The sequence below is a fragment of the Paenibacillus sp. Y301 genome, from assembly GCF_059445505.1.
Map to the genome: position 1 here is coordinate 1 of NZ_JCAIUL010000005.1, position 22,806 is coordinate 22,806.

General features: G+C 39.9%; 19 protein-coding genes, 1 pseudogene and 1 other annotated feature. Of the genes and pseudogenes, 2 read left to right on the plus strand and 18 right to left on the minus strand.

Annotated features, from left to right (window positions below; all coding sequences use genetic code 11):
• Positions 1-177 precede the first annotated feature (177 nt).
• On the plus strand, positions 178-1,146 hold the full coding sequence (locus tag AC1D69_RS10315; RefSeq protein ID WP_495456079.1) for an NAD-dependent epimerase/dehydratase family protein: 969 nt from the start codon (positions 178-180) through the stop codon (positions 1,144-1,146).
• Between the two features lie 100 nt (positions 1,147-1,246).
• Here the strand turns inward: AC1D69_RS10315 and AC1D69_RS10320 are convergent, their stop codons facing one another.
• Entirely contained in the window at positions 1,247-1,711 is a 465-nt protein-coding gene (locus AC1D69_RS10320; RefSeq protein WP_495456080.1) for a hypothetical protein, read from the minus strand.
• 228 nt (positions 1,712-1,939) lie between these two features.
• Positions 1,940-2,174 (plus strand) — a binding site (T-box leader).
• A gap of 40 nt (positions 2,175-2,214) precedes the next feature.
• On the opposite strand from AC1D69_RS10320, the gene AC1D69_RS10325 reads away from it, so the two are divergent.
• Positions 2,215-3,297 carry a bifunctional 3-deoxy-7-phosphoheptulonate synthase/chorismate mutase gene (locus AC1D69_RS10325; RefSeq protein WP_495456081.1) on the plus strand — a complete coding sequence of 361 codons (1,083 nt, stop codon included), beginning with the start codon at positions 2,215-2,217 and terminating at the stop codon, positions 3,295-3,297.
• A 149-nt stretch (positions 3,298-3,446) separates the two neighbouring features.
• Here AC1D69_RS10325 and AC1D69_RS10330 read toward each other — a convergent pair whose 3' ends face one another.
• The 17 genes and pseudogenes from AC1D69_RS10330 to AC1D69_RS10410 all read right to left on the minus strand — a co-directional run bounded on the left by AC1D69_RS10330 (position 3,447) and on the right by AC1D69_RS10410 (position 22,760).
• Positions 3,447-5,126 carry an ABC transporter substrate-binding protein gene (locus AC1D69_RS10330; RefSeq protein ID WP_495456082.1) on the minus strand — a complete coding sequence of 560 codons (1,680 nt, stop codon included), beginning with the start codon at positions 5,124-5,126 and terminating at the stop codon, positions 3,447-3,449.
• Positions 5,127-5,199: 73 nt separating this feature from the next.
• Positions 5,200-6,072 (minus strand): carbohydrate ABC transporter permease, encoded by an 873-nt coding sequence (locus AC1D69_RS10335; RefSeq protein ID WP_495456083.1) that lies wholly within the window; start codon positions 6,070-6,072, stop codon positions 5,200-5,202.
• A 17-nt stretch (positions 6,073-6,089) separates the two neighbouring features.
• Positions 6,090-7,025, minus strand: coding sequence for an ABC transporter permease (locus tag AC1D69_RS10340; RefSeq protein WP_495456084.1), 936 nt, complete (start codon positions 7,023-7,025; stop codon positions 6,090-6,092).
• A 213-nt stretch (positions 7,026-7,238) separates the two neighbouring features.
• On the minus strand, positions 7,239-8,858 hold the full coding sequence (locus tag AC1D69_RS10345; protein WP_495456085.1) for an extracellular solute-binding protein: 1,620 nt from the start codon (positions 8,856-8,858) through the stop codon (positions 7,239-7,241).
• Positions 8,859-8,900: 42 nt separating this feature from the next.
• Entirely contained in the window at positions 8,901-11,177 is a 2,277-nt protein-coding gene (locus AC1D69_RS10350; RefSeq protein ID WP_495456086.1) for an AraC family transcriptional regulator, read from the minus strand.
• A 339-nt stretch (positions 11,178-11,516) separates the two neighbouring features.
• Positions 11,517-12,035, minus strand: a complete 519-nt coding sequence (locus AC1D69_RS10355) for a hypothetical protein (RefSeq protein ID WP_495456087.1) — start codon at positions 12,033-12,035, stop codon at positions 11,517-11,519.
• A 139-nt stretch (positions 12,036-12,174) separates the two neighbouring features.
• A pseudogene (locus AC1D69_RS10360) lies at positions 12,175-12,310 on the minus strand (IS1595 family transposase); the annotation flags it as partial.
• A 322-nt stretch (positions 12,311-12,632) separates the two neighbouring features.
• On the minus strand, positions 12,633-13,478 hold the full coding sequence (locus AC1D69_RS10365) for an ABC transporter ATP-binding protein (RefSeq protein WP_495456088.1): 846 nt from the start codon (positions 13,476-13,478) through the stop codon (positions 12,633-12,635).
• Between the two features lie 177 nt (positions 13,479-13,655).
• The gene (locus AC1D69_RS10370) at positions 13,656-14,585 is read right to left on the minus strand and encodes a LytTR family transcriptional regulator DNA-binding domain-containing protein (protein WP_495456089.1); all 930 of its coding nucleotides are present in this window, start codon (positions 14,583-14,585) and stop codon (positions 13,656-13,658) included.
• A 243-nt stretch (positions 14,586-14,828) separates the two neighbouring features.
• A complete protein-coding gene (locus tag AC1D69_RS10375) occupies positions 14,829-17,048 on the minus strand; it encodes a sensor histidine kinase (RefSeq protein WP_495456090.1) in 2,220 nt (739 codons plus the stop codon).
• Entirely contained in the window at positions 17,026-17,718 is a 693-nt protein-coding gene (locus tag AC1D69_RS10380) for a response regulator transcription factor (protein WP_495456091.1), read from the minus strand. The genes AC1D69_RS10375 and AC1D69_RS10380 overlap by 23 nt, the downstream gene beginning before the upstream one ends.
• 245 nt (positions 17,719-17,963) lie before the next feature.
• Positions 17,964-18,506, minus strand: a complete 543-nt coding sequence (locus AC1D69_RS10385) for a helicase (protein ID WP_495456092.1) — start codon at positions 18,504-18,506, stop codon at positions 17,964-17,966.
• Between the two features lie 363 nt (positions 18,507-18,869).
• Positions 18,870-19,544: a stalk domain-containing protein gene (locus AC1D69_RS10390; protein ID WP_495456093.1), complete on the minus strand. Its 675-nt coding sequence runs from the start codon at positions 19,542-19,544 to the stop codon at positions 18,870-18,872.
• Positions 19,545-19,677: 133 nt separating this feature from the next.
• Positions 19,678-20,412, minus strand: coding sequence for a class I SAM-dependent methyltransferase (locus tag AC1D69_RS10395; RefSeq protein ID WP_495456378.1), 735 nt, complete (start codon positions 20,410-20,412; stop codon positions 19,678-19,680).
• 136 nt (positions 20,413-20,548) lie between these two features.
• The gene (locus tag AC1D69_RS10400; protein ID WP_495456094.1) at positions 20,549-20,872 is read right to left on the minus strand and encodes a LysR substrate-binding domain-containing protein; all 324 of its coding nucleotides are present in this window, start codon (positions 20,870-20,872) and stop codon (positions 20,549-20,551) included.
• Positions 20,873-21,063: 191 nt separating this feature from the next.
• Positions 21,064-21,441, minus strand: coding sequence for a hypothetical protein (locus tag AC1D69_RS10405; RefSeq protein WP_495456095.1), 378 nt, complete (start codon positions 21,439-21,441; stop codon positions 21,064-21,066).
• Between the two features lie 569 nt (positions 21,442-22,010).
• Positions 22,011-22,760 (minus strand): AAA family ATPase, encoded by a 750-nt coding sequence (locus AC1D69_RS10410; RefSeq protein WP_495456096.1) that lies wholly within the window; start codon positions 22,758-22,760, stop codon positions 22,011-22,013.
• Positions 22,761-22,806 lie beyond the last annotated feature (46 nt).

The following is a 22,806-nucleotide window of genomic DNA, read 5'->3' on the forward strand; positions in this document are numbered from 1 at the left end:
AATGGTATGGGAAATCCTCAGATTCCCATACCATTGACGTCCGCATTTATATATTTAAAAGATTCATTATTTTAAATTTAATTTTAAATTTGTGATAAAAATCACTAACTATTATATGAGATATGATATATTTGATTTAACTTTAGCATACATACCCTTTTAGGAGATGAAGATATTATGAAGAAAGTATTTATCTTAGGTGGAACTGGATTTCTAGGCTATTACACTACTAATGAGTTGTTGAAAAGAGGGTATAAAGTATCTTCCATATCCCTTCCTCCTTTTCCAGATGAGAACTTATTTCCTGAAGAAGTTGAAACGCTCTTAGGCGATCTTAATACTTATACCGATGAACAAGTCATGGAATTATTAGATGGCGTATACGCTTTTGTCTATGCAGCAGGAGCTGATGAACGAGTCGTTCCACAAGCACCAGCAAGCAAGTTTTTCTATGAAGCTAACGTCCTTCCTGCTCAAAGAATAGCTAGACTAGCGAGAAAAGCGGGCGTGAAAAAGTTTGTCTTGTTTAACTCATATTTTTCACACTTTACCGAACAATGGACGGATCTAGATTTAAAAGAACATAATGCCTATCCGCGTACACGTCTATTGCAAGAGGAAGTTGCGATCATGGAGGGCGAAGATAAGATGGATGTCATGAGTCTTCGTCTCCCATATATATTTGGTGTAATGCCTGGGCGTGCTCCACTATGGACGATGTTCATTGATCGAGTTAAAGGTAAAGATTTGGTTCCTATTCAACAAGGTGGTACAGCAATGGTAACTGCGAAGCAAGTAGCAGAAGCAGCTGTAGGCGCAATTGAATTTGGCCAACATAAAGGCAAGTATGCCATATGTGACACTAATATGAAATACAGCGAGTTCTATCAAATGATTGCCGATGCATTACAACAACCCAACAGCAAAATCCAGGTCGTTCCGCTTGAATCCGTTAAACCAACAATGGAGCAATACGATATTGAAACAGAAGCTTCCGGCAAGGAACATGGTATACATTTGAGCTACATCGCAGAAGTTCAAGACCGTGACGCCTATCTAGATCCAGAAGATACAATGCCTATCCTTCAGTACAAAAAAGATGATATTCGCGCTTGGATCAAGGAAACATTGAGCGCTTGTGTCTAGGCTGGTCAATAATCATATCTATCCCATCTACACACAAGAAAAATTTGATGTCACTTAAGGTAACAAGGGCCCATTACAAGGGCTCTTGTTTTTTTTGAAATTAGATATTCAATTTGGTCTTATACCTAGCTTGGATCGAAGGCAATAACGTAACGATTTGAATGACTAATCCTAAAGTGATATACACCATATGGATAAGCGAAACTGCATTAATCATATAGACTTGTACCGCTATCCAGATAATAATTGCAAATCCACTATACAATGAAAATGTCCAGCTCCAATGACGATCTTTAAAAATATTTATTTTATCAGCCATGCTCCACTCCCATCTTGTTATGAGTGTCATGGATAGCAATAACGGAAAAATACCTAAAACAATAAACAAAATAATACCTGGAATCAAGAAGTCTTGAAAAGGTGACCTTTCTAACAGGCTCGATGGTAATCCCACTGATTCCCCCGTTGGATCAATCATTAAGCGCACACCACCGAATACAGCTCCCACACCTAAAAATAACTGTAAAATAAACAATATCCACGATCGTTCGTGTTTAGATTTCATGATTTAACTTAACTCCCCCCCTTAATTCATTAACTGTCCATCATTCCATTTACTGGTCAATTTGGTCTTATTATATTTCTACAGAACTTCGGAAGAATGTTATAATTGTTACACTCATCACGAAGCGTTTAAAGATATCTCATACGTAAACATTCACATCAATGCGTTAATGCGATAACTTGCTTTATTTTACCTATCGTGCATATAATGATACAAATTTCATGTGAAATACAGACCATGATGGAGACAAGTAATCCACTGCACCCTAACAGGGACGGTACGCCACAGATTGAGAGCGAACCGACAGGAATTGCAAGGATGAAATTCACTCCAGAGTCGACTTCCTGAACGCACCCGGGTTGCAGTAAGGAAGTCCGGCACACGCCGTTATCCGTGTTAAGTGAGAAACCAAAACATTTGGCTGTCTAACGAGGGTGGTACCGCGGAATTTTCCGTCCCTTGCGAGACGGCTTTTTATTATTTTATATGGAGGTTATGGGGAAATGAATGAACAATTAGATCAATTACGAGCAGAACTGAATAAGGTGAATAGTACATTATTGGAGTTATTGAACGAGAGAGCGCGCATTAGTCATGAAATTGGTGTCGTGAAAGAGAAACAAGGTGTGCCTAAGTTTGACCCTATTCGTGAAAAAGAAATGCTAGAACAACTTATTGCTAAGAATCAAGGTCCTTTCGACAATAGCACGATTAAACACTTGTTCAAGGAGATATTCAAAGCTTCCCTTGACGTTCAAGAGAAAGAACATAAGCGTACGTTATTGGTCAGCCGTAAACAACACCAATCTAATACGGTCATCCCTCTAAAAGGGAATACGGTAGTCGGAAATGGCTCTCCCATTATGGTCGCTGGCCCTTGCTCTGTAGAATCTATGGAACAATTACGTACCGTAGCAGCGGCTCTTAAAGCAGCTGGTGTGACGGTCATGCGTGGTGGTGCATTCAAACCCCGCACTTCGCCGTATGATTTCCAAGGACTTGGTATCGACGGATTGAAGATGTTGAAGGAAGTTGGCGATGAGTTCGGTCTTTCAATCATCAGTGAGATTGTCCATCCTGCTCATATGGAGATTGCAGCCGAGACAATTGATGTGATCCAGATTGGTGCTCGTAACATGCAGAACTTCGAGCTATTAAAAGCCGCTGGTGAAGCGAAGATTCCCGTTCTATTGAAACGTGGCCTTGCCGCAACGCTGGATGAATTCATTCATGCTGCAGAATATATTCTATACCATGGTAATTCTCAAGTTATGCTTATCGAACGAGGTATTCGTACGTATGAAAGAGCAACACGTAACACATTAGATATTTCAGCAGTTCCATTGTTGAAGCAAGAGACCCACTTGCCTGTCCTAGTTGATGTGACACACTCTACAGGTCGTAAGGATATATTCCTTCCATGCGCTAAGGCTGCACTAGCTGCTGGTGCCGATGGCATTATGGTTGAGGTGCATCCCGATCCAGCGACAGCTCTATCCGATGCGAATCAACAGCTCGATATTCCACAATTCCACGATTTCTGGAGTGGGCTTCTAGGATCAGGTTTGTTTACTTCTTCGAAATAAAACGAAGAAATCAAATAAGAAATGGATAGAGAAATCAGAATATATCTGAAGTCTCTATCCATTCTTTTTGTACATTAAGAATTACACGACAACCCTATTTGCATATTCTCCTTCGGGAGTCATACACCTATCACTGTTTATAATAATAATTAGTAACCTAGTAAACCCTTAGTCTTCTGGAAAATGTCATTTGCCATCTCCGTATACCGCGTACTACCATTCGCTTCGACCTGTGCCTTATAGCTATCCCACTTATCAAGGCTTTCTTGACCGGTGATGAACTTTAATGTCATTGTCTTCACGTAATCAATAAGCGGCGTTGAGATGAGATTCATCTGTTCTGTTTCCTCAATCGAACCCATGATAGGAGGTGCTAATTTGCGCGGCTCCCGTGTCGTCTGGGTGCGATTCGTATAGTCCTTCTCACCTTCCGACATCTTGGACATCTTCAGTTTGGTGTCACCACCGTATGCAAAGACACCATTAGCAAATCCATAATCTACGTTTAATTGCTTCGTAGCACCCTCATTTAATCCATTGAAATAGATATCCTTATTGAGTACAATGTTATCTTCCGCATCCTTGGTATAGGTTTCCCCTTCTACGCCCCATAAGGATAGTGTCTGGCCTTCATTAGAATACCAGAGCCAGTCGACGAAACGAAGCATCTTGATAAATCCTTCTTCTCCAAGACCGTCAAGCGCGTTCTTGCTGATCATAACGCCGTTCTCTAGACGTGAGGTTTCGTTTTGGAGCTTACCCTTAGGTCCGCCAGGAGCCGTGATCATGTATAGCTCGCTTTTCGGATCTGCCATCTTGGACTTGAAATCTGACATGACCTGGTAGTTACCGTTAATTACGAGGCTATCTCCCTGGAAGAACTTAGCCTTTGCAATATCATCCTCTTGTGTGAAGGATTCAGGATCCATAATTTTATCACTCACGAGTTTATTGAAAAATCCAAGGTATTGCTTGAAGTCGTCCGATGAATCAGCGAAATTAAATTGTTGCTTGTCGTGGTCGTAGACCAGGCCGTTAGCTATTCCCCATCCTCCGGTAACGCCATATTGAATGGCAGCGATATTCAGGGTAGATTCACCCTTCGATTGATCTGAGAAGACATATGGCTTCCCAGTAAATTCTTTCACTTTCATCATAGCAGCAGCGAAATCATCGTAAGTCCAGTTCGCTTGTTGTCCCTCGACGTCTACACCAGCCGCTTCGAATACGTCCTTGCGGATGATATAGGAATATCCGCCGCCCGCAATTTCCCACATTCCTGGAAGGACATAATATTTCCCATCATCCTTCATTTTAGCTTTTAAATCCTCTTCCATGCCCCAATCTTTGATAGCTTTGGTGAAGTTCGGCATGTATTGCACCCAATCACTGACAGCTACAATCTGGCCCGTTGACACAAATGCAGATTCATCATACGTCTTAGGAATAATATATGGCGCATCACCACTGTTCACCAATAGAGACTTTTGATTCTCATATTCTGTTCTAGCCGTGGTCGCCAGATCGAAGGTTACGTTCGTCTTTTCTTGAATAGCACTCCACAGCCGCCAGTCCTTATTATAAGGGTAGTTCTCGTGATCGCTGTACATCATAGAGTAGGTTACTGCTTCATTGGAATGGAACGTCTGTCCTTCCCCAAATTTGTAATCCGTTGCTACAGTCGAACCCTCTTTCGTACCTGTGCTATTCGATGGAGTAGGTGTTCCATTTTTGGAAGCGCCCTCATTTCCAGACGAACTGCATGCTGCTGTCAACGCGACCGTCATTACCAACATCATCATTAGTGTTGCTTTACTGAATCTACTCATAACGTACCTCCCTTTTATTAGCTCCTGTGTTTTTATATAACGAAAAAGGCAGTAGCCCTTCCGATTATATCGGTTACCCTTTTACTGCCCCAATCATCATCCCTTGTACGAAATACTTCTGTACAAAAGGGTATATGCAGATAATGGGCACCGAGGTGAGAACCATAGCTGTCGATTTGACGCTTGCTGCGATTTGGCTAGCTTGCTCCGACGTGGCCCCGACTTCTGCCGGACTGACCGCATTGTCAATAATTTGTTTCAAATATAAAGCGACTGGCCACTTCTCTTTCGACTGTAAATAGAGCGAGGGGCCGAACCAGTTGTTCCACATACCGACCATAACGAATAGCATAATCGTCACTAGGATCGGCTTCGATAAAGGAAGTACAATTCTTATGAATATCCCGAACACACCGAGACCATCGACACGCCCCGCTTCTTCCAATTCGTTAGGTATGCCGGCAAAGAACGTCTTCATCAATATGACATTGAAGGCACTGATCGCCCCCGGGACGACAATAGCCCAGATCGTATCTCGCATGCCCAAAGTCTTCGCGACTAGAATGTAGTTCGGAATGAGACCTCCACCGAAATACATCGTAAACAGAACGAATGGAATAAAGAACTTATTGAGGCGTAATCTATCTTTGGATAGAGGATACGACATTACAGCCGTTGCAGCCACCGCGATAAGCGTACCTACCACGGAATAAACAATCGTATTCCAGTAGTAGCGGAAGAAGTCTGGCTTACTCAATATGACTTCGTATGTTTTGGTCGTGAATTCAACAGGAAAGATTGTCACTTTCCCAGCATAGATAGCGGCTTCAGAACTAAAAGACTGCGCCACGAGATAGATGAATGGATATAATGTGAAGAAGACTATCAACATCATGAATAATCCATTAATCAAATTAAATGCGCTAAAGGTTGAGGTTCGCTTCACCAAAGATCGACTCCTTTCTACCACAAGCTAGATTTCGTAGTTTTCTTCGATACTTCATTTGCGATGGTTACCAATATCAGTCCTATGACGCCTTCGAATAAACCTACCGCCGTCGCATAACTGAAATTGCCTCCTGTGATACCCATTCGGTAGACGTATGTGGAGATGACGTCAGCCGTTTCATAAGTCAGAGGATTATACAGGAGCAATATTTTCTCGAAATTCGAACCTAAGATACTGCCGATATCTAGAATTAAGAGCACCATAATCGTCGGTAAAATACCGGGAATCGTGACATGCATGGCCAATCGGAACCGGCCCGCTCCATCCATTTTCGCTGCTTCATAGAGTGCCGTATTGATGCCAGTCATCGCCGCCAAATATAGAATCGTTCCCCAGCCAAGACTTTGCCAGACGCCGGAGGTGACGTAAATCGTTGGAAACCATTCCGGTAGGGAGATGAAAGAGATCTTATCAAGCCCGATTAAACCCAATACATAGTTGATAGGACCCGTTAAGGAAACTAATTCCTTAACCATCCCAGCTACGATAACCATAGAAATGAAATGGGGAAGGTAAGATACGGTTTGTACAAATTTCTTCCACCTCATTCTTCCTAATTCATTCAGTAGCAGTGCGAATATCAAGGTAATCGGAAATTTAACCAGGAGATAACTTACGCTTAAGCTTAAATCGTTGAAGAAGGCTCTCCAGAACGTCGGATCCTTCATAAACATCTCGAAGTAAGTAAACCCAACCCATTCCGATCCAAAAATATTCGGTCCGCCTCTATACTTCCGGAATGCAATAATGCTTCCGAGCATAGGTACATACTTGAAGATGATGAAGTAGATAACAGGTATAACTAAGAACGAATAAAGTTTCCATTCCTTTCTAACGTGTTTCCAAAGTGAACTTGTACTTACAGCCTTCTCTTGCGCATGAGCTGCCATTCCGTCATCACTTCCTTACGAGAATTTTCCCTAGCAGGACTCGGTTCTAACGTTTTCTGTCTCTCCATCAATGTATTAGAGAAAGCGTCGATCATCAATGTTCAATAACAATAATGATGTACATAAACAAGGAAATCACGAGTGACATTTTGAAACGAATGGGCCCTTTCTAGAATCGGATGACAAAAAAGACGACCTCCAAGCCTTCAGAGGTCATCTGTCTATATATCGTTGATATGCAGTTTGTTTTATTTCTAAGATCCGTTCAATTCCCAATAACTTCAGTTGCTTCACCATGTCGTCGTACACATCGATAGAATTCACACCCAGAATGATTCGAAGTTCCACTTCCTTTACGTACTCATCCACCCCGTCCATCAGTGTAGCTAACTCGCTGGCCTCGTCCGACGTTGGCGTAATCGGTGGCAACAAATAATCTTCATGCTTCGTATTTCGCCATACTTCTATGGCCTGATTTGTTTCTTCGAACTTCCATTCGAGTTGTGAATCGTGTTGTAGCATTGGGAAGTTCGTTTGGTGGGCATATTGAAGCATCGTCTGATCACTAGATAAACCATCGGGATTCGCTACGACCAAATCGGTATACTTCCGTTCACCCTGCTCCATTGTATACGTAATACCTTCGATGCCGAACGTGTTCAGCAGGCTGCCTTCTACCGAATAACCGTAATCTAACCACCGAACCGCTGCTTCTAGGTTTTTCGTCGTGGACTTGATCGCTGCCGAACTGGTACCTGCATAAGCGTTGTCAAGCTGTCCGAACTTCGGGATATCCCCTTTTCGCAACGTTGGATATGGGGCTGCTATATAACGCGCTGTCTGGTTATTGTATAGCATCGTGAGATTATATTTCTCAATGTACGAAAACCAGCCAATGGTTGCTCCGCTTACCCCAGAAGTCATTTTTTTATCCACGGACTCCAAATCTAATACGGCAAAATCTTTATCGATCAACCCTTCCTTATACCATTTAGCCATCGTCTCCAGATATTCCCGATATTTTGGTTCTAGAAAACCGTACTTTACCTTTCCGTCTTCAATATAAAAATTCCCCATAACGCCAAAAGCGCCTGCGAAACCTGCCGTTCGTTCCCCCATGAATAGGGTTCGGAGCGTCAACGGTGCCGTCGCCCCCTTCTTCTCTTTGAATGCCTTCAAAGTCTCGTACCACTCATCCATTGTCGTAGGGATCGGGAGTTCCAACTCGTCAAGCCAATCCTTACGAATGATTGGTCCCCCGTACACCTTACCCACCTCCGAGCGAATGAACGGAAACGCATAATAGATACCACTATCCGTCTTCACCATCTTATCAATCTCGGGGTTTTCTTCTAACACACGCTTGAAATTCGGTGCATACCGATCAATAACGTCATTCAGAGGAAGGATATACCCCTGCTGGATAGCTCGTTCAGGACCTCCGGGAAACTGAAGCCAGTTATTCATAAAGATGTCTGGTAAGTTCCCAGAGGCAAGAAGATAACTGAATTTATTGTCTTGCATGGGGACACCACCGAGATGTCTAATCGCAATGCCTGTTCGTTTCTCATATTCCTCGTCAATCGGTCCCACATTGGGTAGCCCCATATCCGCAAACTCCGTCATTAACGTCAGCTCCGGAACTCCTTGCATGGGATATTCGAACGCATTATCGGAGGTTACAGGAAAGTGTTGTTCTCGAATTGTACTCTCTGACTTTGTCAACGATCGATCTTCCATACTTCTTCGTTCTAAGCATCCAGACGTGAATAAGATTAAGCAGACGAACGCGATTCCGTTCTTCCTTAGAAAGTCCAAATTGTGTACTCCCATCGTCATTAGGCTCCTTTCAAAGACATTCTGTTTCTTCATTTATTACTGGATTGTCTTGTATTTCCCCGGTGTGATCCCTTCATACTTCTTGAATACACGAATAAACGCATGACCACTTGTGAATCCGACCAGACCTGCTGTCTCATCAATACTAGTTCCTTCTAGTAACAGCGCCTTGGCAGCTTCCACACGAGTCTGACTAATATAATCATGTAGCCCCCGCCCTATCTGTTCACGAAACAATCGAGATACATACTGCGGTGTCAATCGGAATTGTTCTCCAATCAGGGATACACTTAAGTTCTTATCGTTGTAATTCTCCTGTACAAAATCCACAATTTTCTCACCGATCCCTACGCTCGTCTGTACATTCTGCTTACTCCGAAGCACAGTGCATATCCGATCAAATATGTCGAGAAGCTCTTGATGGAATTCCATCTTCGTTGAGCATGACAACAGTCGTTTTAATGGTCGCCATTCATCCCAAGCCATACCGGCTTGCTCTTGGTCGGGAATCGTCTTGATTAGCGTAGTCGCTACATCAAACAGGACACACTTCGCAATTTCAGACGACGTTTCCCTCTGGAAAGCTTGTTGTATAACGTTATCGATCATTTGCTTCGCCTTCTCGAATTCATCAGCCTTTAAGTAATTAATTAGAATCATCTGGTCATTTACCGTGAAGAAATAACTACTCTCGCTCGGTTTGATATCCCCGTACCAGATCAATAGCCCTTCCCCTAACAACATACTGAATTCTTGGGCTTCCAAAGCCTGAAGATAGGCCTGATGTACACCATCCAAGCCAGTTTGAAGTTCACTTCCTACCGTCGTAAAGCGAAGCTTATAGCGGACCATAATGAATTCGCAAGCTTGCGCTAAATTTTCCTCGATATCCTCTTTCCATTGCTCCTCACGATCCGGATCGACGTTCACAACCGCTGCGAGTGTTCCGTCTACATCCGTGAAATGTAACGTTAGGCAGTCACCGACCGAATCCGCGACGATATTGGACACGATAAACTGAGACAAGGTTAGATCATGTATCCCACCCTCCTCGCTATCGATATAAAATAACAGAACGGCGAAACGATCAGACGTCCAATACAAATTGTGAGTCTTCGCCAGTTCTGACAACGGAACGTTCCGATCCGCCTGCCCCTTTAACAGCCTCCCTAGGTAGTAATTCTGCAAAACCCTAATCTGTAGAACGTGTTTATTGTTCATATCATCACGCTCTCGAATTGTCGCGAGCACACTTCTCCGAATGAACATATATTCGTCCGTGTCCGGTCCGGTGGCTTGCAAGGGACTCCGGGAAAATACACTCACCAGTTGTTTTACAGGATCATAGTTTTTACGAGCGAAATAATATATGACCACGCCACCGATCACGAAGCAAAGTAAAAGTCCGAGTATATTCATCGTACGAATGCTCCCAGCACGCTCCCAGAAGACCTCGGTTGGAAACACACTGATATACTTCCAACCCGTTGTATCGGACGACTCAATCGTTACTATCGATTCAATTCCTTGAAAGGTGTCAGTAAAGGTGCCCGTCCCGTGCTCGTTCCATTCTTGGTATGACGATAGATTTATGGTAGAATCTTCGGCGTTCTGAAACAGGATTTGGTTATTCGTATCCATGATGAACACTTGACCTTGTTCCACCCAATCGATGTTTGCGAGCATGGTCATCATCTTCTCGGCATTAAGCGGTATGATAAGCGTACCGGCCGAGTCACCCTCTGTTTGTAACTGCAACGACCGAATGTAGGAAGGGGTAGATACGATCTTACCTTGGTTCTCAACTGGAATCGACACATACCTATCAGACTGAGATCGGTTGATCAACTCAAGCCATTCCTTATAAGTGAACGTATCTGTCTGATGTTTCATTTCGTAAAATAGCTGGTCTTTTACATATGTTTCACTCGAGAGTACGGATTGCAGAGGTTTTGAATAGAGGTATATTCCCTTAATAAAATCGTTAGTGGATAGTAACTTGTTCAGTTCTTGTTTCATTCCATATATAGAATAGGCACTTTCATTTGCTGGCGAAGTTAACAATCTCCGTACATCCGGATGTATGGATAGTTGAGTGGCCAATTGCTCCGTCTGAAGTAGCTCTGCGTCTACGATATATCTCACTTGCAACAGCATTGCACTGCTTGCCTTCTCAATCTCGTATTTCACGATTCCCCTAGTCTGGCTGTATATGATGACACTAAGAATAACAGGTATGCATAAAATCACGGCGTACGACACGATCCATCGAAATGCCACACTTCGCATGAAGTTTCTTCTTCCCCAATTCAATTCATTTCCCCCTAAGCCGCTTATCATGATGTTCATTCCTCTAATGCGGTAGTTGTTCAAGAAATTATACTGATTCTATTATGGAAAATAGATTTGAAAGCGTTTACAATAATAAATTTAACAATATTTACCTTAACATTCTATTTAAAAATTAAAGCTTATACTTTAAAAAGTATAGTATTTATGTCGTTTACCACAAATAGAAACGATGCAATAATTAGGCTATGTTAAATTATAATGTTGATATTTGAGCATAAGAAAACCGCCTTATCACGAAGGCGGTTTTCTTAGCTATCATAACCGTTACTTGAATACCAGATAATTAAATTTCACTGACAATTACTCCTGTTTCTCTAACCATTGTTTTACTTTCTTGTACATTTCATTTTGCAAATCCTTTACATTCCCATTATCTTGTTGAGCCAATTTTAAATATTTTGGGGGAAACATTTTTTTTAGAGAGGACTGATACAAATCACCATCTTGTGTTTCTGTGTATTCAATAACAGAATAATTCTCTTCTTTTATACTTAACCGAATTACAGCAGGTAATGAATATCCTGTTTGGACTTCTGATCCAGTGGATTTATTAAATCCTCCATAATAAGACCACATATAAACGCTTATTACCCCATCTGATTCATTCGTGCCGTATACTTTGTGGACTTCAAATTGCTTTTCTGTGTTTTTAAATGAGGATGAGTTTTTTTGAATAATATAATCAGAAATGACTTCATTCATTTCTTCGGTTATATGCTTATCTCCATTTTGTAAGTTAACTTCATTCCCACTACAACCAGCTAATAATAATACTCCAAATAGTAAAATTATAATACTTAATATGAATGTGTTCCTCAAATGCTCCATACCTCCTAATATATTTTTTATAATGCGTAACGTATTAAAGTCTTCTTGTACTGACTGTTAGTTTAACAAGAATAAAAAATCCTAAGTTTGGTATTTGTGTAAGTTACAGTAAAAAGATACGATTTGACTAACATATCTTTCTTATTCGATGTGGTGTTCTCATATTCCTTGCTGACTACATAACGAAACCAAGCTAAATAATGTTTCAAATATTTGGTTGAAAAACCATTAAAAAGGTCTATCCATTTCTTCAATCGGCTGTGATAGCCAGAACGACAGAAGACATTACAAAGACTAGAGCACTTTTGCCAATTAAAACATCCATGGCTGTGGCAGGAGTCATCATTAACTAACGTAAGGTGTTTCGCTCCTTTTCTTCCGCAATCAAGCATGCTTGTACAAAGCTCGTTAACATCGCAAACGAAAAATTCAGAACAAAACCAAATGTTTCATCCGAGGATATGCCTTGGCCTTTATAAAGGAACGCTATGAGTATTGGAAAAACTAACATAATAGAAACGGCATAATTGCGTGAAAACAATTTGTAATCCTTAACAAATATCGCCCGGGCTCGTTTTAATGAGATACTCATAGTAACTCACTTCCTGTCATTTTAATAAAGATATCTCCTAGACTTGGCTCTTTCGTTTCTAATCGATCAATTAACCCTCTTTTCATCCAATCGGCGATTTGATCAGCCGTCCCCTCATCGATCGGGAGCTCATAAGTTTCTCCATTGATTAATTCAACACGAACTACGTTTTCTCGATACTGTCGTTTAAGTTCCTTGGGTGAGCCGATGGTTTGGATTTGTCCCTGATACAATATCGCTACACGGTTACATATCAATTCTGCCTCAGCCATATCATGCGTAGTTAAAAAAATCGTTGTCCCTTTCTCATTTAAGTAGTGTAAACCTTTATAAATATGTGCTGAGTTTACAGGATCTAAAGCCGAAGTAGGTTCATCTAAAAATAATAATTCTGGCTCATGGATAATCGCGCATGCCAACATGACACGCTGACGCATCCCTTTCGATAAGAGATTGACCTTCTTTTTGCGCTCTCCGCTTAAGTTTACAAACTGCAGCACCTTATCGACCGAAGATCTAGGTAGATCATATAACTTACGATACAGATCTAGATTTTCCTCTATTGATAACCTCTCATATAGACCACTGTTATCCGTCAAAATGCCAAAGCGTACCTTCTGTGCAGACTGCTGCATCATCTCCGCTGGCTGATTAAATACACTTGCATATCCACTTGTCGGATTTAACTGCGCAGTTAAAATTTTTATTAATGTTGTTTTTCCTGAACCACTCGGACCTAAGAAACCAAAAATTTCCCCTTTCGGAATTGAAAAAGATACATCTGCTAACGCATCCTTATTTCCAAATCTCTTACGAATACGTTCTACCTGGACAACATCCATTAACACCACTTCCTTAGCATTGATGACTTAAACATATACATATTACCAGCTTCGTGCCATCAAAATCCGCTGAAATGTAGCTGTTATCGCCTGAATGGTACCATCTAAGCTTGATTGGTGCGACATTTCCCCGGAAATGGCATATGCTTACGAAGTTATGTTTGCTTCGCAAATATTTTAAATATTAAGAAGTGTTTTTAATTCCTGCAATTTTGAACGGGATAACGGAACCACAGCATCTCGACCTGTATTTAACCGCAAGTTGTAACTATTCTTCGTCCATGTAATAATCTCTCTTATTTTTTGCAGATTAACGATATAGGATCGATGACATCTAAAAAAGCCGAAATTTATCAACTTCTTCTCAAGCTCGGTCAGGGTCAAAACACAGTCATAATTTTCCCCACCCACATGAACAAGGATCGAACCATCTATACTTTCTATGTAATCGATTTCAGGCGGATTAAATAAAATCACTTTGTCGTTTCGTTTGGTAGAGATCTTCTGCAAGATTATATTGGCCTCATCTTGTTTCTGCACTTCCTGCTTATCCTCTTCGGAGTCCCGAATATCCAATTGATGAAATCCAAATTCGTTCAATCGATAAATTGCATCACAGGAAATAATGGCATCCTCTAAATTCGAAGTTATAACTAAAATCTGCTTCGAAAGGTCATCTAAAATCCGTTTAAAATGACGACGATCTTGTTCTTCCAAGTAAAAATAGGGTTCCTCCAGTACAAGTGTAGGCTGATGCGCAAAAAAGACACGCAGCAATGCCACATACATCCTTTTCGATGGGCTTAGATCCTTTATTTTTACCTTCCGTACTTCTTTTAAAGCAAAATAATCCATTAACAAAGCGACATGCTCATTCCTCTCCGTTACTTTGCTTAGAAAGGTTATGAGCTCTTCTACCGTTAAACGCATATACTCGCCTTGTTGAGCTCGAAATAAATAAAATTGGGAATGATCAACCAATTGTTTCATTAAAAACTGCTTTCGCTTCAAGTCCGTTATAATGCCTATCGATTGGTTCGATGTCATATTTAATTCGAATTTCGGTAGAAATAATTCCCCATCAATATACATTGGTTGAAATTGCATGCCGTCCTCCTGGTAAGTGCCATTATGGATATATAATACAATTATAATGTCAGGATACTTTTTTGTCAGTTTCTATTAAAAAAATAAAACAACATACTGCCCATGAATGATATTAAACAAAGATACGACCGGATTTATTGTACTGCGCCCCGGTCGTATCTATGTTATTTACTATTTATTAATCTCACCGTTATTCCACTTTCAACCACGGATGATCTTTAAACATACGCAAATTTCATTTCATTAATCCACTAGCTTCAGAGAAATACTCACTTTAAATAAGTCGCCATCCGTTTCAATATCAAGACTACCTTCATGAATGTCCACGATTGACTTCGCAATGGCTAACCCGAGTCCAGAACCTTCTGTATGACGCGAAGAATCTCCACGTTTGAAACGTTCGAATAGCTCATCAACATTTTCACTAAGTTCATATTTCGAGACATTCTTAAACGAAAGAATCACTTGATTGTCGAGCTTACGCACTGTAATATAAACGCGCGAGTTCTCAAGCGAATAGTTAAGAACATTTCCAATTAGGTTATCAAAGACACGCCATAACTTTTTCCCGTCGACTAAGGCGTAAACTGGCATATCCGTATACGAAATCCGGAATTGCAGACAGGATTCATTAATAGTGTCATCATATTCCGCAAGTGCTTGTTGTAATAGCTGGACGAGATCCACCTTTTCCATTGTCAACTCCATATTTCCACTGGCCATTTTCGAAACTTCAAATAGATCATCAATCAACACCTTTAACCGCTTGGAGTTTCTGTCAATAATTTCGAGATAGGCTTTCCTGTCCTCATCTGATAAATTCGTCGTTTTTAATAGCTCAGTATACGTAATAATAGAGGTTAGCGGTGTCCTTAGGTCATGACTTACATTTGTAATTAACTCTGTTTTTAGGCGTTCACTCTTTGCCTGTTCGTTCTGCGATTGTTTTACATCTTGCTTTAACATGTTGATATTACTAGCGAGCATGGCTAGAACAGATGTCCCTGATATCTGCATATCCTCACCTAGATTTCCACAAGTCAATTCATTTGTTTTGTTTACAATCCGGTTGAAATACCCGATGTTTTTAATCAACACCACTACTATTGGAAGCCCTATTAACCCAAGCAATAATATATATATAACAAGAAAGATAGGATCTACGATAATCATGATCGATAATAAACCTAACCCAAATACTGCCGCTAATACAATAAACAACTGCATGCCCATGCTTTTATTTATAAAAACGTCTTTCAGACTACGTATTACTTTATTGAACATTGCCTTAATGCTTTGGCATACTTTAGACAGGATTGCCTTTCCCCATACTTTTTTAAGGTTCTTCCTGTCCTTTAATTCTGCAATAAGAAATTTCCCTTGAACAAGGGTAAGAAACCAGAGGACTGATCCCACTACTAAGCAGATTAATATATCCCAGCCGTAAATAAATAGATTGTCAAAGTTATAAAAAATTTGTTCATTAATTAAAACTAGGTAGATCATAGAAACAATTCCTATTGTCGCGAAGATAAATATTCTCAAATCAATGGGAACCTTATTATAATAGGGTCGCCATTTTTCAATTCCAGCAAGATTAACTTTCTCTTTTTTCAAGAGATAGAAACACAGAATAAGGGCGATTACGCTTGTTAAAATATACACCAACCATATAATTTGCATCTGTTTATAGCGTTCATATTCGATCATAACCGGGTTCGATGAAGATAGAGATTTAGATACCGCAATCTGTCCTTCAAAAGGAACAAATGAACTTTCCAGTTCAGTCGGAATGCTATAATAATACATCATAGATTCTCTGGATATAGAATAATTGGTTATAAACAACATGTTGTTGGGAGACATATCGTCTTTCGTTAATTCATCTTGTGAGTTGTTTAGATTTGTATTGACTTTTCCAGTTTCACTATTTTTAAAATAGTAAGAAAAAGCATCTTTGTATTTCATAAATTCCGCACGGTGATCCTCTCGTTCCTTGTTGAACTCATCTATTTTTTGTTCTTTTTCATTTATAACCTTTGTTTTAATAAATTCATCATTCTTGATCCCATTGGTAATATCCTCTATTTTTTTATCTCTTTCCGCTAGATAGATATCCGCTACATCTTGGTCATCCATTTCCATTGCTTGCTGTATAAGAAATTCATACTCATCTTTTATGTTAGTAATTAGATATCCAAACCGATCACGATACTCATTAATTTCGTCTTCAGAGACCACTATCGCTTTTTTCGCTTCCTTTAAATTCATATTGTTTAGCTCGAACATGCTTAAATCCCCGGCGAATCGGTCGAGCTCGTATTGAAACTCAGGAGTGTGGAAATAGTCCTGATGAACGTAATCGTTGCTATTTGTGAAGAAGGATGCGATCCCACTTATGCCAAAACAAAACATAAAAACGCAAGCACCCATGATGATTCTATTTTTCCATTTTGTATCCAATTCCCCATACCACCTTTAAGTATCTTGGATTTTTCGGATCAATTTCAATTTTCTCGCGAATTTTTCTAACGTGGACGGCTACCGTATTTTCTGCGTTATAGCAAGGCTCCTTCCATACACGTTCATAGATTTCATTGATCGAGAATACTCTTCCGGCGTTAGTCATAAGTAATTCAACAATTTTATATTCAATTGGAGTAAGCTTCACGGGGTCTCCATGTACGGTCACTTCTTTTGCTGATTTGTCTAATGTGAGGCCATTTAGATCAATTATTTTTTTAATACCTTCATAAGTACCGAGAGTCACATATCTTCTCAACTGGGATTTCACGCGGGCGACGAGTTCCATTGGATTGAACGGTTTTGTGACATAATCATCCGCTCCCATATGTAGGCCTAATATCTTATCAGCATCCTCACTTTTTGCACTCAAAATAATGATAGGAATGTTTTTCTGCTCCCGAATTTTATATGTAGTGGAAATCCCATCCAACTTGGGCATCATAATATCTAATATAATGAGATGGATTGGGTGTTCATTTATGATTTCTAAAGCTTCAATCCCATCCTTTGCCTTTAACACGGTAACTCCTTCATTTTTCAAGTAAATTTCAATAACATCCCGTATTTCCTTTTCATCATCAACAACAAGTACATAAAAGTGTTCCATTTCCAACCTACCTTCCTGCATTCATCCTTCATTAGCTTAATTATAGACGGAATATATTAACAAAGATTTACGATAATTATGAAGAACTTCTTAATATTCTTATAAATTGCTCAAATAGTTCCGTTTACCTGCTCGTTAAACAAGTAGAAACGGCTGCGCCATCCTTTTCCAAGGGCGGCACAGCCGTTTCAGCGGAACTCTTCCCTCTTCTCACTCATCAGAGGAGAAAAGCATATCGAAATGGTCTAATTTGTTTGACAAAAGATAAAATGGTCATCAGGATTCCAAACATGAATATGGTCAGCAATGTATCCACGCAGCCATAACGCGTCATCAATTCGTCTAAGATAAAAACCTTTAGGAAAATCATCATCTTCCGTTAGTATCTCCGATGCTATTGTGATGGAACCGGAAGGAGCTTGATGTCGCTGTATGGGATTACCCGCAAAACCTTCAGGCTGATCCAGATACTTCAGTCTAAGGTGAGGTCCTAGCTCAAGAGGACACAATTCCAACCCAAGTTCTCTTGCCCTTGTAAAAATCTGAGCCGTAGTAGCTCCGTCCGGAAAACCAAGGGCAACAACGGTTAGTTCAACAGTATGTAGGCTGTACTTTGTATCAGAAGTCGTAAATTTATTGTCAGCTAATAGCCTCTCTCCGAGCTCATTTATCAAGATAGAGTATTGTTGTAAATTCTGATTAAGCTGCAATTTAGTAAGTCCGCCAACCTCTACTGTTCTCATTATAGTTGGGCAATTAGGGTATATTTTCTCTTTTTCGCTACGCATTCGTAGTCACTCCTAACAAATTGGATGTATAGACTGAAAAACCTGAAAAGTAAAAATAAAGTGAAGTCCATAACGCATGGTTGCAATTACATTCCATCTTTACGCGCGAAATGCAATACCGTTGCTCCATTTGGCTTTTGATTCACTTGTTTTGTTGAATGCACTTTATGTCAAGACCGTTTTTCAAATTATTAAATCGTCAGCTATCATGAGCTATGAATTGCCACAATTATAGAAACAGCGGTAGGCGTGGACGAGAAAATAAATTCCTAGACTGCCGCTGTTTAATGGGCTAAGGTGTCCCAATAAGGTTGAATGCCATACATGACTGATCCTTAGAGAGACGGTTTTATCTGGATACCCTTATTTTATATCTTCGCTATGAAAAGAAATCCCGGGAACCGGAGAATATTCTTTCAACTTTTCCTCTTTGACTTGCCAAATGCCTTTAATTAAGTAACCGTATGTCGAATCTGTTTTTGCTGGTTCTAACACAAAATCCAGGGTTTGTTTTATTAGACCTGCCTCTTGCTTCACAATTGCAACTCGTACCGCAATAATAAAATTTTTATCCTGCTTCACGTCTATAAATTGGGTGTCAATTACGGCTGGAAAGATTCCGCCTATTGGGATGGTAATTTCGGGACCAATCACGTCGCTGTCGAAATCTTCGGAACGAAGAGACTTCACTATGTCGAGGTTCCGTGAATCAAAGCCGATGATATATTGCATGATTAGGTCATGAATGGGTTGCCAGTAGATATTCTTCGCTAAATCGTCATCCCATACGTTTTCCTCGGTACTAATTTCAACTGTCTTGGAATCCTTATTCCAATGGACATTAGCCCCAAATGCTTTTGCGATCGTGCTGATCGGTACAAGCACTCGCCCGTTCTCAATTTTAGGCATAACATCCGTGGATACAGGATTACCATTAAGTGCAACATGAATCGAGCTGGATGCGTTTACTACCGTTGCTGCCGAGAGAAGAACTACACCAATAAGTACAGATTTTAAGCATTTCTTGAAATATTTCATAAATAGCTAACATCTCCTACCATCAGATTTTTCTTGCGACGAAAGAGTGAAATAGTTCCCTCAAATAAACAAGTCTTCCCGTTATCTTAATTAGAAAAATGTACAGTATCGTCCGAATAGTCAGTTCCCAGACTCACGCTTTTTCTGCAGAAATAATCAAGAACATCGGTCGACGATTCTCATCTTGCATCATCGAGTCATTCTTTAACAATTCATCTGAAGGCATGGGTTCTTTAACGGCTTTCAATACAAATCCAGCCTCAATTATGTCATTCATATATGTAGAGATGGTTCGGTGATATTTAATAACATTGGGTGCTAAGAATGATGTTGTGCGTACGCCTTCTGATTGATATTGATCTACGGGCCAATGCATACGATTTCCTTGTTCATCATAGTACCAATCTTGTTCATCACGAGAAGTGAAAATAGGATGTTCAACAGAAAAAATGAAAGTCCCACCTGGCTTTAGATAAGCATGTACTTTTGCACAAATGTCTGCGAATGATTCGATATAGTGAAAAGCCAATGAACTGATAACCACATCAAATTGTGCATTTTCAAATTGAATGTCTTCAATAGGTAAGTGTACATATGAAATGGCAGGATCATTTGTTTGTTCGCGAGCCTGTTGAAGCATCCTTTCAGATATATCTACACCTATTACTGAACGTGCTTGTTTCTCGCGCGCAAATAGACAATGCCAACCGTAACCGCAACCTAAATCAAGCACACTTTTATCTCGTAATTCTGGCATTAATCCTTTTAACACATGCCATTCTCCTGCACCTTCAAGTCCATTGATTGAACGGGGCATTTGCTTATATGCAGAAAAGAAATTTGGATCATCGTATTTGTTTTGTTTCATCATCTACATCTCCTTGCTCTTTGAAATCGAATCAATTTAATTCTCTATACTCTTTCCTATTAAAAAAACTCAGGAGTTCAGATTGAAAACTTTGTGCCGTAAAACTAAGCTCACGATTTTTATGAACAATTAGGCCCTACGAAAAACTCATTTTGGAATTAAACGGTAGGATCTTTAGTGTACCCGTCTTAAGTTCGTTGTTGATAGCTATTTCAGGAACTAAAGCATACCCTTTTCCACAGCTTACATATTGTTTTATCATCTCAAGACTTGATAGCTCCAACGCATCTTTAACCATAATCCCGGCATTTCTCAAAACATCTACAGCATTCGTATGATACAAACAAGATGTGCCGCTACTGATAAAAAGTTCATCATTAAGAATCTGGAATCCACCGTTTCTCACTTTCTGAGATATCTCTTCAGATGCAGCAAACACGATGGCTGATCGCTCATTCATACTTTCTTTAGGGGATTGAGTTAAGTGAACATACTGATAAGTATATTTTGAAATATTTAAGTTAGAATATCTTAATAGGTAGCAGAAGATGATCTCGGTTGCCTATTGTTATGGTGCTATCGATTTCTGATTATTCAAACCATTAAAGTCTGTTAGCAAACTATCCCCTGTTCCGTTAGCGTAATAAGTCTCTATTCGGTAAATAGAACTTTATACTCCTGAGGAATAACCGCTATGCTCTGGATAGCTTGTTCCTCGTCTGGGATTAAATTCACAAGTACCATCTCACCATTATCTAATGTGATGACTGTATAGCTTTTAAATTCTGCACCTGCTGAATTGATTCCCTTAATTTTTTCGAATAATCCCTTTGTGGCAGACAGCCTTTTTTCTTCAGTGAATAATGTCTGAAACTGATCGAAGTCATCCATAGACAAGGAGTGTTTCAAAGAGATGGCTGTAGCATTCGGTGTACCTTGGGATGAAGAGCAGGAGACAAGCAAAGCAATCATCAAACTAAAAGTAAGAACTGAAAATATCTTTTTGATCCGTTTATTTTGTTTTAACATTTTTATTAAACACCACCATTTTATAGGAACGACAAATTTTTAGCTTTTCAATTATTCATTTCTTCCTAAAAATTAAATAAGAAAAATAAATCACTCCCCCAACACCCAAAATCATTGATATACCAAACAATATCCATACTATTACCACAACAGTATCACTAAGACCGTTACCTACTGGGCCAACTTTTGGTTCAATAAAATCAATCAGTTTCCATATACCATATAAAATGAGAAATATTGAGGCGAACAATCCAACAAAGGTTTTCTGTTTAATGTTACTAACCCCCTCACTACTGTACTGTTAACGAAGTAACTCAATCATTAGCTTAATAAACAAATAATACCATATATTCGAACTACCCTCCCATTAGTTAAACAAAGACAGCGGATCCAGTGACCTGCTGCCTTTGTGTCTTTATTAAGCTATCGTGTCCCGTCGTATTATGAGGTTAGCCAGTATTTACTGGTTGACCTCATTTAGTCTGTACATGGATGAGAGCAAAACTCCATAACACTAATATGGAAACACCGGTCACCGGCGTTTGTTTTACACCCTAATCTCTAAGCTCTCACTCATCATCAGAGAACAGCATATCGAAATACCGTTCACGATGATTCAGGAAATCTCGGGTCAAGCTATAATGTTCCGTATCTTCGTATTCTATTGGGTCTATTGATGACTCTGAGAAATGTAGGATTTGAGCATGAGGATATGCCATGAGCATTGGAGAATGCGTCGCAATAATGAACTGCGCTTGTCCACTTTGTTCCATCTCCCATATCAATCTCATAAAGGATAGCTGGCTCTGTGGAGATAACGCCGACTCTGGTTCATCTAATAAATACAGCCCCTTTTTATCTAATCGATTGTTAAAAAAGGTTAAAAAGGCTTGTCCATGTGACCGTTCATTCAAGGATTTCCCACCATACGGGCCATAAGCAGAACTCCCCACATCGGGATCATCTGCTAACTCATCGATATAATTCGCGAATGCATCAAACGTCTCCGCTCGAAAATAAAACCCATGATTCACTTTAGGCATCCAACTTAATTTCATAATCGATGCAAGCGAGGTATTATCTTTCTCTTTCTGAATGACCAGATCTTTTCCCCCAATGATACTAAATCCACAACTGAGTCCGATCGATTCCAATAAAGTAGATTTACCCGAACCATTCTCTCCAGTTAGAAAGGTCACATTGCTCTCTAACTGTAAGGTGTTTAAACTACGCAGTGCAGGGATTTGAAATGGAAATTGATGTTCATCTTCACGAGACAAACTATCCCAATTTAGACTAATCCTCTTTAGAAAAGACATAGGGTCTCCTTTCGGTTGCGTTCAATACTTTAAGAATACCAAATTT